General features: G+C 59.8%; 11 protein-coding genes. 7 read left to right on the plus strand and 4 right to left on the minus strand.

The genetic code is table 11. From position 1 onward, the window contains the following. Positions 1–186 precede the first annotated feature (186 nt). The 3 genes from AFK24_RS21705 to AFK24_RS21715 all read left to right on the plus strand — a co-directional run bounded on the left by AFK24_RS21705 (position 187) and on the right by AFK24_RS21715 (position 3,559). On the plus strand, positions 187–1,284 hold the full coding sequence (locus AFK24_RS21705; protein ID WP_065835182.1) for a BMP family ABC transporter substrate-binding protein: 1,098 nt from the start codon (positions 187–189) through the stop codon (positions 1,282–1,284). Positions 1,285–1,560: 276 nt separating this feature from the next. Further along, positions 1,561–2,523, plus strand: coding sequence for an isopenicillin N synthase family dioxygenase (locus AFK24_RS21710; RefSeq protein WP_065835183.1), 963 nt, complete (start codon positions 1,561–1,563; stop codon positions 2,521–2,523). A gap of 82 nt (positions 2,524–2,605) precedes the next feature. Then, on the plus strand, positions 2,606–3,559 hold the full coding sequence (locus AFK24_RS21715; protein WP_065835184.1) for an adenosine deaminase: 954 nt from the start codon (positions 2,606–2,608) through the stop codon (positions 3,557–3,559). 66 nt (positions 3,560–3,625) lie between these two features. Here the strand turns inward: AFK24_RS21715 and AFK24_RS21720 are convergent, their stop codons facing one another. Beyond that, positions 3,626–4,318, minus strand: a complete 693-nt coding sequence (locus tag AFK24_RS21720; RefSeq protein WP_065835185.1) for an ArsR/SmtB family transcription factor — start codon at positions 4,316–4,318, stop codon at positions 3,626–3,628. 224 nt (positions 4,319–4,542) lie between these two features. Then, on the minus strand, positions 4,543–5,442 hold the full coding sequence (locus AFK24_RS21725; RefSeq protein WP_065835186.1) for a LysR family transcriptional regulator: 900 nt from the start codon (positions 5,440–5,442) through the stop codon (positions 4,543–4,545). Between the two features lie 116 nt (positions 5,443–5,558). Between AFK24_RS21725 and AFK24_RS21730 the strand changes: the two genes are divergently transcribed. Then, on the plus strand, positions 5,559–6,572 hold the full coding sequence (locus AFK24_RS21730; protein WP_065835187.1) for a zinc-binding alcohol dehydrogenase family protein: 1,014 nt from the start codon (positions 5,559–5,561) through the stop codon (positions 6,570–6,572). 147 nt (positions 6,573–6,719) lie between these two features. Here the strand turns inward: AFK24_RS21730 and AFK24_RS21735 are convergent, their stop codons facing one another. Continuing rightward, positions 6,720–7,916 (minus strand): multidrug effflux MFS transporter, encoded by a 1,197-nt coding sequence (locus AFK24_RS21735; RefSeq protein ID WP_065835188.1) that lies wholly within the window; start codon positions 7,914–7,916, stop codon positions 6,720–6,722. Positions 7,917–8,149: 233 nt separating this feature from the next. After that, positions 8,150–8,347, minus strand: coding sequence for a heavy-metal-associated domain-containing protein (locus tag AFK24_RS21740; RefSeq protein WP_065835189.1), 198 nt, complete (start codon positions 8,345–8,347; stop codon positions 8,150–8,152). Between the two features lie 156 nt (positions 8,348–8,503). On the opposite strand from AFK24_RS21740, the gene AFK24_RS21745 reads away from it, so the two are divergent. The 3 genes from AFK24_RS21745 (at position 8,504) to cueR (ending at position 11,548) form a co-directional block, all read left to right on the plus strand. Continuing rightward, positions 8,504–8,884 (plus strand): hypothetical protein, encoded by a 381-nt coding sequence (locus tag AFK24_RS21745; protein ID WP_065835190.1) that lies wholly within the window; start codon positions 8,504–8,506, stop codon positions 8,882–8,884. Between the two features lie 70 nt (positions 8,885–8,954). Then, complete coding sequence (locus tag AFK24_RS21750) at positions 8,955–11,150, plus strand: heavy metal translocating P-type ATPase (protein WP_065835191.1); 2,196 nt, start codon at positions 8,955–8,957, stop codon at positions 11,148–11,150. Further along, on the plus strand, positions 11,147–11,548 hold the full coding sequence (cueR, locus tag AFK24_RS21755; protein ID WP_065835192.1) for a Cu(I)-responsive transcriptional regulator: 402 nt from the start codon (positions 11,147–11,149) through the stop codon (positions 11,546–11,548). The genes AFK24_RS21750 and cueR overlap by 4 nt, the downstream gene beginning before the upstream one ends. The last annotated feature ends 114 nt before the right edge of the window (positions 11,549–11,662 follow it).

The raw sequence follows: 11,662 nt of genomic DNA on the forward strand, positions 1-11,662 counted from the left end.
GCCTGTCAGATGCACCAGTTCGCAGCAGGCGCGGGTCTTGATGCACTGTCCGGTGTCGTCCTCTGCATCACAAAAACCACTAAAGATGCTGCGCCGCCATTAACTGTCCAGTTGGTCAGTTTTTTGCATTGCTTGAGCAACCCGCTAAGACGGCCATGCCAACAAGACCCCAAGGAGCTAGACCTGATGCATTCCACTCTTCACCCGCGTCGTCCCCTGAAAAAATTGCTGTGCGCCGTGGCGGCAGTCGTCGGTCTGGGTTCGAGCCTGATGGCGGCGGCCGCTGACCCGCTGAAAGTCGGTTTCGTCTACATCGGACCGATTGGCGACCACGGCTGGACGTATCAGCATGAGCAAGGCCGCAAGGCAATGGTTGAAGCCCTGGGCGACAAAGTGACCACCAGTTTCGTGGAGAACGTTCCGGAAGGTGCGGACGCCGAGCGGGTCATTCGCAACATGGCCAAAGGTGGCTATGACCTGGTCTTCACCACGTCATTCGGCTACATGAACCCGACGCTGAAAGTGGCCAAGCAATTTCCCAAAGTGACGTTCGAACACGCCACCGGCTACAAGCAGGACAAGAACCTCGGCACTTATCTGGCCCGCACCTATGAAGGCCGCTACGTCAGCGGTTTCCTCGCGGCCAAGATGACCAAGACCAAGAAGGTCGGTTATGTGGCTTCCTTCCCGATCCCGGAAGTGATCCGCGACATCGACGCGATTCAACTGGCATTGAACAAGTACAACCCCGGCACCGAAATCAAAGTGGTCTGGGTCAACTCCTGGTTCGATCCGGGCAAGGAAGCCGATGCCGCCAACGCGCTGATCGACCAGGGCGTCGATGTGGTTTTCCAGCACACCGACAGCCCGGCACCGATTCAGACGGCTGAACGTCGCGGCGTCTACGCTGTGGGTTACGCCTCGGACATGGCGCACTTCGGCCCCAAAGCAGTGCTGACGTCCATCGTCAACAACTGGGGCCCGCATTACATCCAGGCCACCCAAAGCGTCATCGACGGCACCTGGAAATCCCAGGATTACTGGGGCGGCCTGAAGGAAGGCACGGTGCAATTGCCGATCAGCGATGTGGTACCAGCGGACGTGAAAGCTGAAGCCGAGAAAATCATCGCCAGCATCGAAAGCGGCGAATTCCACCCGTTCACCGGCCCGATCAAGGATCAGACCGGCGCGGTGAAAATCCCGGCTGGCAAAACCGCAACCAACGCAGAACTGGCGTCGATGAATTACTACGTCGAAGGCATCAAGGCTGAGTTGCCGAAGTAAAACGGTTTCTGCGATTTGAGCAAACCGGACACTATGTGCAGCAAACATAGAACATTAGGTAGGAGGGGACTTGTCCCCGAAAAGCGGTAGCTCAGGCAGCGTTAACCTTCCCGGTTTTCGTTGTCAGGACCATCGCATTCGGGGACAAGTCCCCTCCTACCGGTCGTTAGATATTCAGGTAGCGAGTTGTTCGCGAAGCGATATTCCTGAATAAACAGGCCCGACGCCTCGCCAACAAGTTGGCTCCTACATGACCGATCGCCCAGGACAAACACCGTGAACCAGCTCCCGATCATCGATATCGCCCCGCTGTACAGCGACGACCAACAGGCTTGGCAAAGCGTTGCGACGCAGATTGACCGGGCGTGTCGTGAGTGGGGATTCTTCTATATCAAAGGCCATCCGATCAGCGCCGAGCGCATTGAACAGGTGGTCGGCAGCGCGCAGCAATTCTTCGCCCTGCCCCAGGCTGAAAAACTCAAGATCGACATCACCCAGACCCGCCATCATCGCGGCTATGGCGCCATCGCCACTGAGCAGCTTGATCCGAAGCTGCCCAGCGATCTTAAAGAAACCTTCGACATGGGCTTTCATCTGCCCGCCGATCATCCTGACGTCCTCGCTGAAAAACCGTTGCGCGGACCCAATCGCCATCCGGACCTGCCAGGCTGGCAAGCCCTCATGGAACAGCACTATCTGGACATGCAGGCGCTGGGGCAAACCTTGCTCCAGGCCATCACCGTGGCCTTGGGCATCGAGCGCGATTTCTTTGATCAGCGGTTCGTCGAGCCGGTCAGCGTGCTGCGTTTCATTCATTACCCACCGCGCCATACGGCAACCTCCGAGCAGCAACAAGGTGCGGGCGCGCACACCGATTACGGTTGCATCACCTTGTTGCATCAGGATGCGGCGGGCGGTTTGCAGGTACGCAACGTTGACGGCGAATGGATCGACGCGCCGCCCATCGATGGCACGTTCGTGGTCAACATTGGCGACATGATGGCGCGCTGGAGCAACGACCGTTACCTGTCCACGCCGCATCGGGTGATCAGCCCACTGGGCGTGGACCGCTACTCGATGCCGTTCTTCGTCGAACCCAACCCGGACACGCGTATCGAATGCCTGCCGGGCTGCCAGAGCGCAACCCGGCCCGCTCGCTACCCGGCAACCACCTGTGCGGAATTTCTGCTGTCGCGCTTCGCGGATACCTACGCTTATCGCCGGGAACCGCAAGCGTAATTGAACCGCTTGGTCAGGTTTAAGCCTAGAAAGAACCTGAGTCTGTAGAATGCTGGCGATCTGCACCTGATGAGAAAAGCACATGTACGATTGGTTGAACGCACTGCCCAAGGCAGAACTGCACTTGCACCTGGAGGGTTCGCTGGAACCGGAACTGCTCTTCGCCCTGGCCGAGCGCAATAAAATTGCACTGCCGTGGAATGACGTCGAAGCCCTGCGCGGGGCCTATGCCTTCAACAACCTGCAAGAGTTTCTCGACCTGTATTACCAGGGCGCGGACGTGCTGCGCACCGAGCAGGATTTCTACGACCTGACGTGGGCCTATCTGCTGCGCTGCAAAGCTCAGAACGTCATTCATACCGAACCGTTCTTCGATCCGCAGACCCACACCGATCGCGGCATTCCTTTCGAAGTCGTCCTCAATGGCATCGCCAGCGCGTTGAAAGACGGCCAGTCGAAGCTGGGCATCGGCAGCGGTCTGATCCTCAGTTTCCTGCGCCACTTGAGCGAAGATGAAGCCGAAAAAACCCTCGACCAGGCGCTGCCATTCCGTGACGCTTTCGTCGCCGTGGGTCTGGACAGCTCGGAGATGGGCCATCCGCCAAGCAAGTTTCAGCGCGTCTTTGATCGTGCTCGCAACGAAGGCTTTCTGACCGTTGCCCATGCTGGCGAAGAAGGCCCGCCCGAGTACATCTGGGAAGCGCTGGATCTGCTGAAAATTCAGCGTATCGACCATGGCGTGCGCGCTATTGAAGACGAGCGCCTGATGCAGCGGATCATCGACGAGCAGATTCCGCTGACGGTTTGCCCGTTGTCCAACACCAAGCTGTGCGTGTTCGACGACATGGCCAAACACAACATCCTCGACATGCTGGAACGCGGCGTGAAGGTCACGGTGAATTCCGATGACCCGGCTTATTTCGGCGGCTACGTCACCGAGAACTTCCATGCGCTGTACACGCACTTGGGGATGACCAAGGATCAGGCGCAACGCCTGGCACAAAACAGTCTCGATGCCCGCTTGATCAAGCCCTGACTGATCAAGACTTGAAGCACGCGCGGTGCCAGTAGCCCTGGCACCGCTGCGATAAACGCAGAAGGCTCAGGCCGCCGAGGCAATCCTGCCGATCTCGCGCTGCCCGCTTGAAGAAACCTGCAACGTGCTGGACTCCTCGGTCTCACGCAACCAGCCCATCTGAATGAACAGCTGCAACAGACCCGCGCCCAGCGCTCCGCCCAAATGCGGGCTGCGCTCACTCCAGGCCGGACAGGCGCACACGGTTTCACGCTGGCGCAGCGCCAACGCCGGAACATAGATGCCCCGCTCGGCAAACTTCGCGACGCCCACGCTGGTCACTTCGATGCGCTGCTCCTGCTGCTCGATCCAGCCTGCGCCGAGCAGCCGTTGATACAGGTCAGCAGCCATTTCACCACCCAGATGATCACTGCAAACCCGTGCCCGACGCAGCGGCAGGGCCGGCATGGGTTGGGCGACGCTGCGGCTGATTTGCTCAGCGCTGACCAGCGAAGCATTGGCCATGGCCTCGACGACGGTGCCGACCTCGGGGCCCGCCAGACGAAAGAAACGTTTGCGGCCGCGCACTTCCTGCTTGACCAGCCCGCCCGACGCCAACCGCGCCAAATGCGCACCCGCCGAAGACGTGGTCAGCCCCGCCAGCAGGGCCAATTCATCGGCGGGCCTGGCGGTGCCATCCATCAACGCCCAAATCATTGCGCTGCGCTTGGGGTCAGCCAGCAAGGTCGCAATGTGGCTGATGCAAGGTGCATATTCCATGTATTCACTCCCTGTGATGTCGCGGCAAAGCAAAAGGTGACGAAGTAACCAACCAAGAACAAACAGCACAAGCGCGCAAAAAAAACATTCAACCACGATCCACATGTTCGCAGCTCAATGTCGGTATTGGTATTTACCTGCACGATTTTCCGAACTGTCCGTAAGGCAATTCTCTTAACCACGTGGGATTCGGATTTGGTTCTGCTGTATCGGCCTGCAGCGGCTTACCTGCTCCACGCTTCACAGCGACGCACGAGCATTTCGCGTAACAAATTAACCGGCTTGCTCAGTTGCGCACGATGCGCACATAACAGGTTCAGCGGCGTCGCTTCGCCCTGTAGCTGTGGCATCAGCACTTTCAATCTGCCTGCGCGCACATCGGCGGCAACATCCAGCCAGGACTTAGACGCCACGCCAGCCCCTGCCAACGCCCACAGGCGCACCACATCGGCATCGTCGCTGAAGCGGTCGCCGCGCACGGTCAGGCTCATCTCGCGTTTGCCGTCATGGAAGGTCCAATGATCGTGGACACGATTACCCAACATGAACAGCAGGCAATTGTGCTGCGCCAGTTGCTCCACATGGTGCGGTTCACCGCAGCGCGCCAGATAGTCCGGCGAGGCGCATAACACCCGGCGATTGAGCGGCGCGATGGGCAGCGCGACGAGGCTTGAATCCTCGGGCTCGCCATACCGCAACGCGATGTCCACCGGCTGGCGAAACAGGTCGGCGATACGATCACCCAGCAGCAAGCGAACCGTCAGTTGCGGATGCTCGCGCTGGAATTCATCGAGCCAGGGCAGCAACACATTGCGACCAAAATCCGAAGGCGCTGAAAGCTGCAAAACGCCATTGCATTGATCCTGACTGCTGGCCAGCAAACGCCGTCCTTCGTCGAGGCTGCTTAAAGCCGAGCGCGCATAGGCAAGAAAGCCCTCGCCCTCGGCGGTCAATCGCAGGCTGCGGGTGGAGCGCGCCAGCAAACGCGCACCCAACTGCTGTTCGATACGTTTGAGCGCGGCACTGGCCACCGCCGCCGACAGATCCATGGCCCGCGCCGCAGCGGACAAACTGCCCAGATCAGCCGCACGAACGAACAATTGCAGGTCATCGAAACGCAGCATGGCGGTCCATTATCAATATTCCATTGAAAGAGCCTGCCGTTTTAGCGGGTTTTATCTTTGAAGGAAATAGCCAATCATCCCGGCATTGAACATCCAGCCAATCGTCAGGAGCTCTTATGAAAGCTATCGCTTATTACCACGCGCTGCCCATCACTGATGAGCAAGCCTTGCAGGACATCGATCTGCCAGAACCGGTCGCAGGTCCGCGCGACTTGCTGGTGGAAGTCAAAGCGATCTCGGTGAACCCGGTCGATACCAAGGTGCGGCAGAACGTCCAGCCCGAAGGTGGCGAAGCCAAAGTACTGGGTTGGGATGTCGCGGGTGTGGTCAAGGCGGTTGGCAGCGAAGTCACGCTGTTCCAGCCAGGTGACAAGGTGTTTTATGCCGGCTCGCTGACCCGGCCGGGCGCGAACAGTGAACTGCACGTTGTCGATGAGCGCATCGTCGGCCACATGCCGAAAACCCTGAGCTTCGCCCACGCTGCTGCCCTGCCATTGACGGCGATTACCGCCTGGGAACTGCTCTTCGAACGCCTGCAGGTCGCGGAAGGCGAAAGTGCCAGTCCGCAAAGTTTGTTGATCGTCGGCGCAGCGGGTGGCGTTGGTTCGATTCTCACCCAGCTTGCGCGGCAGCTGACTTCACTGAAAGTCATCGGCACCGCATCGCGTCCGGAAACCACTGCCTGGGTTCGCGAGCTGGGCGCCCACGAAGTGCTGGATCACAGCAAGCCGCTGAGCGAAGAACTCAAACGCGCCGGCCTGGATAGCGTTACTCACGTGGCGAGCCTGACCCAGACCGATCAGCATCTGGATCAACTGGTCGAAGCGTTGCAGCCGCAAGGCAAGCTGGGCCTGATCGACGATCCCAAATCCCTCGACGTGAGCAAACTCAAGCGCAAGAGCCTGTCACTGCACTGGGAGTTCATGTACACCCGCTCGATGTTCGGCACACCGGACATGATCGAACAACACAAACTGCTCAACCGCGTCGCCCAGCTCATCGATGCAGGCACCCTGAAAACCACATTCGGCGAGCATTTTGGCACCATCAACGCCAGCAACCTGCGCCGCGCCCATGAACTGCTCGAAAGCGGCAAGGCCAAGGGCAAGATTGTGCTGGAAGGGTTCTGACGCGCAGCAAACATCGGATCGGCAGGACCGGCTTTAGCCGGGAGGGCGAGCGTTCCGACGACGCAGCTGCTGCGAATGGACTGGCTTACTCCCGGCTGAAGCCAGTCCTACAGTGCATGTGTTTGATAGCGGGGATAACACCCGAATCTAGACCCGCGCCGCCAGCGCATCGCGCTTGCCCTGCAAACGCCGGGTCAACACCGACATTCCTACCGCGACGATCCCGCACAGGCTGATCACCAGCGCCATCGGCACGGCAGTGCCGTCATGCAACACGCCGACCAACGCCGCAGCACCCGCTGCCACGCTGAACTGCAGACAGCCGAGCAACGCCGAAGCACTGCCCGCTCGCGCCCATTGCCCATTCATCGCACAAGCCGAAGCGTTGGGAATGATGCAACCGAGGCTGGCAATACACACAAACAACGGCACCAGCAGCGGCCACAATTTTTCGCTGTGAACACCCGCGATCCCGAGCACCACCAGCGCTGCCCCCAGATAAACCCAGATCGCCCGCGACAGCAGGAATGCCGGACCGCGCTTGCCGAGGATCCGCGCGTTGACCTGCGCCACCAGAATAAAACCGGCGGCATTGGCGCCGAACAGCCAGCCGTAATGCTCAGCCGGAACGCCGTACAACTTGATGAAGACGAAAGGCGAACCCGCGATGTAGGCGAACATCCCGGCCATGGCGATGCCGCCGGTCAACGCGTGTCCGAGAAAAATCCGATCCTTGAGCAGGTTGGCGTACTGCCGAAACGCACCTGACAGTGGCAAGCGCGGATGAGTCGCCGGCATGCTTTCCGGCAACCACAAGGCGACAGACAGCGAAGCCAGCGCACTGAACGCGGTAAGCGACAGGAAAATCGCCTGCCAGCCGTAAACATTGACCAGCAGCCCGCCGAGCATCGGCGCGAGAATCGGCGCCAGGCCCATAACCAGCATCAGTTGGGAAAAAACCTTCGCCGACTGCACCGCATCGCATTTGTCACTGACAATCGCCCGGGAAATCACCATCCCCGCACAACCGCCCAAGGCCTGCACGAAACGAGCGGCGATCAGCCATTCCAGACTCGGCGCGAAAGCGCAGGCCAGCGATGCCAGGGTGAACAGCGTGACGCCCACCAACAGCGGAACACGCCGACCAAACCGGTCAGCCACAGGACCGTAGGCCAGTTGCCCGATGGACAGCCCCAGGAAATAGGCCGCGAGGGTCAGCTGGACGTGTTGCTCGTCAGTGCCAAAAGCGAGGGCAATGGCGGGAAAACCCGGCAGATAGAAATCGATGGCCAACGGGCCGAAGGCGCTCAATGCACCAAGAATAAGGATGCTTCTCAGGTTCATCAGGTATCCAGACAGTATTCAACGCAGCGGGCTAGTCTACCCGGCCTCTCTGTTACTGAACGCCTGACGGGGAAAATTACTGCAAAAAATTTCCGGCTGATACACAGATCCCACTGACTGCAAACACTGTGGGACCGGATTCATCCGGGAAGGGCCAGCGCGGGCAACACAAAGGCGGTGCCTGATCTGACGTCTTCGGGAATAAATTCCCTCCTACAGGATTCAATCTTTTCCTAAACAACCTGCGCCTTATATCCCTCCTCCACGATCAAACCGATTACCTGCTCCGTCGTCAGATCACTTTCAACCAGCACCTCGCCCGTGGGCAGGTCAACCTGGACGATAGCCGCCGCGTCCTGGCCTTTGATGGCGTTGGTCACCGCCTTCACACAATGTCCGCAGGTCATGCCTTGAACGTTGAATCGCTGCATGGTGTTGCTCCTTCAAACGAGTATGGGAAACACTGGCTGCCATGTTTGACCTTCCTGCCGTGGCAAGGTCAAGTTTCTGTTTTACCTGCCGGGCTGGTATTCGGCGCGAGGCTCGGCCAAGCTGCGTCATTACTGTCTACATCAGGAGTATCAGCGATGCGCTGGTCAGTATTGAGCCTCTTCGGCATTCTCGGTTTGTTGGCTGCCTCCCCAGCGGTTCAAGCCGATCAGGATTACGGCGTTCTGATCATTTCCCGCGAGCGCCTGGAAGTCGGGACTTCCTGCGAGATAGGGGTGTATATCCAGGATCAACTGGTCGGGCGCCTGTTTCAGGAACAATCGGCGTCGTTCAATCTGCCAGCGGGCGACATCTCCATCCGCTTACGCTCTTTGCCTGGCGGCGTGTTCGGTTGCGATCCGGGCATGGAAGCGCAGAACGGCACCCGCATCAAAATCCAGGCGGGCGACATTCTCAAATTCCGCATCGCAACCAACCTCAATGGCTTGTATCTCAAGCGCGCCGACCTGAACTATTGATCCAGGCTTGACATTGACCTCGTGGAAAGGTTGATCCTTGCTGGCATAACGTCTTCAGGGAGTGTTCAAGATGCTCAAGCCGGTTTCTTTCGATTTGCCGATTTCCGGGATGACCTGCGCCAGTTGCGCAGGTCGCGTTGAACGTGCGCTGGCCAAAGTGCCCGGAGTCAGCCGTGTCAGCGTCAACCTGGCCAATGAACAAGCCCACGTCGAAACCATCACGCCGCTGGACCCGGCGACGCTGATCGCCGCAGTGCTAAAGGCAGGCTACGGCGCCACGACCCTTGAAAACCAACCCACTGAGGTTGACTACCAACAGCACCTGCGCAAGGAACGCTGGGCATTGTTCCTGGCTATCGCCCTGGCGGTGCCCTTGCTGCTGCCGATGCTGCTTGACCCCCTTGGCGTGCACTGGATGTTGCCAGCCTGGGTGCAATTCGCCTTGGCGACACCGGTGCAGTTCATTCTGGGTGCGCGATTCTATGTCGCTGCCTGGAAAGCCGTGCGCGCCGGTGCTGGCAACATGGACTTGCTGGTCGCGTTGGGCACCAGCGCCGGTTATGGCCTGAGTCTGTACGAATGGGCGAATTCGGCGCCGGGCAGCATGCCGCATCTGTATTTCGAGGCTTCGGCGGTGGTCATCGCCCTGGTCTTGCTGGGCAAATACCTGGAAAGCCGGGCCAAGCGCCAGACCGCCAGCGCGATTCGCGCCCTTGAAGCCTTGCGTCCGGAACGCGCCATCCAGGTCATCGACGGCCAGGAACACGACGTAGCGATCAGCGCCCTGCGTCTCGGCGATCTGGTCTCGGTCAAACCCGGCGAACGCTTCCCGGTCGATGGCCAAGTGCTGGAAGGCCGCAGCCACGCGGACGAAGCCTTGATCAGCGGCGAAAGCCTGCCGGTGCCCAAACAGCCCGGCGACAAAGTGACCGGCGGCGCGATCAACGGTGAAGGCCGTCTGGTGGTCAAGACCACGGCCTTGGGCGCGGAAACCGTGCTGGCACGGATCATTCGTCTGGTGGAAGACGCCCAAGCGGGTAAAGCGCCGATCCAGAAACTGGTGGATAAAGTCAGTCAGGTGTTCGTCCCCGTCGTGTTGCTGATCGCCTTGGCAACCCTGGTTGGCTGGCTGCTGGCCGACGCGTCGCTGGAAACGTCGCTGATCAATGCGGTCGCGGTATTGGTGATCGCTTGTCCCTGCGCGCTCGGTCTGGCGACGCCCACTGCAATCATGGCGGGAACCGGCGTAGCGGCGCGCTACGGCATTCTGATCAAGGACGCCGAAGCACTGGAACGCGCCCACGAAGTGACTGCCGTGGTCTTCGACAAGACTGGCACGCTGACGTCGGGCACGCCGCGCATCGCGCATCTGACTGCAGTCGCTGGTAGCGAAGAGCAAATCCTCGAGTGGGCCGGTGCGCTGCAACGCGGCAGCGAGCATCCACTGGCCAAAGCCGTACTGGATGCCTGCAAAGAATTGCATATCAACCCGACCGCGGTTGAGAACAGCCAGTCCCTGGCCGGGCGCGGAATTGCCGGTACGTTTCAGGGCCGCATGCTCGCCTTGGGCAATCGCCGTCTGCTGGAGGAAAGCGCCTTGCCGATGGGCGAATTGGCGGATGCCGCGCGAACCTGGGAAGCCGAAGGTCGCACCTTATCCTGGCTGATCGAACAAAGCCCCAATCCCGCCGTGCTGGGCCTGTTCGCCTTTGGTGACACGTTGAAACCCGGCGCGCTGCAAGCCGTGCAACAGTTGTCGGCGCGACATATCAGCAGCCATTTACTGACCGGCGATAACCAAGGCAGCGCGCGAGTGGTGGCCCAGGCGCTGGGCATCAGTGACGTGCACGCCGAAGTGCTGCCCGCCGACAAGGCGGCGACGGTGATCGCACTGAAAAAACATCATGTAGTGGCGATGGTCGGCGACGGCATCAACGACGCCCCCGCCCTGGCTGCCGCCGACATCGGCATCGCCATGGGCAGCGGTACCGATGTGGCCATGCAGGCAGCCGGAATTACTTTGATGCGCGGCGACCCGCAATTGATTCCGGCGGCGCTGGATATCAGCCGCAAAACCTATGCAAAGATTCGCCAGAATCTGTTCTGGGCCTTTGTCTATAACCTGATCGGCATTCCATTGGCGGCGTTCGGCTTTCTCAACCCGGTGCTGGCCGGCGCGGCAATGGCCTTGTCCAGCGTCAGCGTGGTCAGCAACGCCTTGTTGCTGAAGACGTGGAAGCCTGACGAGCAGGAGGACCAAAAATGAACATCGGCCAAGCAGCGAAAAACAGTGGCCTGAGCGCCAAGATGATTCGTTATTACGAGTCCACCGGGCTGCTCAAACCCGCGCATCGCAGCGACAGCGGTTATCGCCTTTACGCGAGCGAAGACCTGCATACCCTGGCGTTCATCAAGCGCTCGCGGGATCTGGGATTTTCTCTGGAAGAGGTCGGCAAACTACTGACATTGTGGCAAGACCGGCAACGCGCCAGCGCCGACGTCAAGGCACTGGCCCGGCAACACATCACCGAGCTCAACCAGAAGATCGATGAGCTGGCGAGCCTGCGCGATACCTTGCAGGAGCTGGTTGAACACTGCCAGGGCGACGACCGACCGGATTGCCCGATCCTCAAGGACCTGGCTTCGGGTGGGTGTTGTGGGTGATGGATAAACCGGGCAGGACCGGACTTGTCCGGGAAGACGTTGGCGCAGGCACCGGATTGGGTCAGGCGAAATGATGCTGGCCAATCCGACGCTATCGGGGACAAGTCCCCTCCT

This window comes from Pseudomonas syringae (assembly GCF_001698815.1).
GTDB classification, from domain to species: domain Bacteria; phylum Pseudomonadota; class Gammaproteobacteria; order Pseudomonadales; family Pseudomonadaceae; genus Aquipseudomonas; species Aquipseudomonas syringae_A.